Raw genomic sequence first — 640 nt, forward strand, 5'->3', positions numbered from 1 at the left:
CTTAAAGCTAGACTTAAGGTCACACGCTTCGCGAATTACCAACCCTCACGCAAGACGGCCCCCATCGGAGGCGTACGAACCAAAGCGCGAGACCGGGCTGCATTCATAGAGAAGATCCCCTCGATTTCGAGACGCATGGTATCGTGGCATTCGCACGCCACCGCTGCGAGCCGCAATGGGTCAATCTCGATTTCTCCTCGCCGTTCAGATCTGATCGCTCCGGAAGCGCGCAGGTTGCGCATCAGGAGCGTCACTGTCGTTCGTCGCACACCCAGTATTTGCGAAAGCGCCTCTTGGGTGAGTGCGAGGACGTCGTGGTCGGCGCGGTCGCGAAGATGGAGCAGCCAGCGTGCCATGCGGGCTTGGGCCGGATGCAGAGCATTGCAGGCGCCGCCGATTTGTAGCTGTATCAGCATCGCTTTGAAATGAATCTGGACTGCGTGGCGGATCGCGGCGCTTCGGCTAAAAGCGGCGTGGAATCGCGATGCGGGGATCCGCGAGGCGATGCCCGCGGCACGAACGACGGCGGTAACGGCCGAAGGGGACGGCCCCAGCACGGAAAGAGTGCCTACTGCTCCCTCGCGCCCTATTGCGGCGCTGGCGACCGTCTGTCCGTTGGCCATGTCGATCATCACAGAAA

Annotated in this window: 1 protein-coding gene; it reads right to left on the reverse strand. The window is 61.4% G+C overall.

The window, feature by feature from the left end:
- Positions 1 to 35: 35 nt before the first annotated feature.
- The coding region (locus AC0L23_RS40010) for a Crp/Fnr family transcriptional regulator (RefSeq protein ID WP_473358428.1) at positions 36 to 640 on the reverse strand (605 nt) is incomplete at its 5' end.

Source organism: Bradyrhizobium sp. MI1.4 (genome assembly GCF_055811315.1).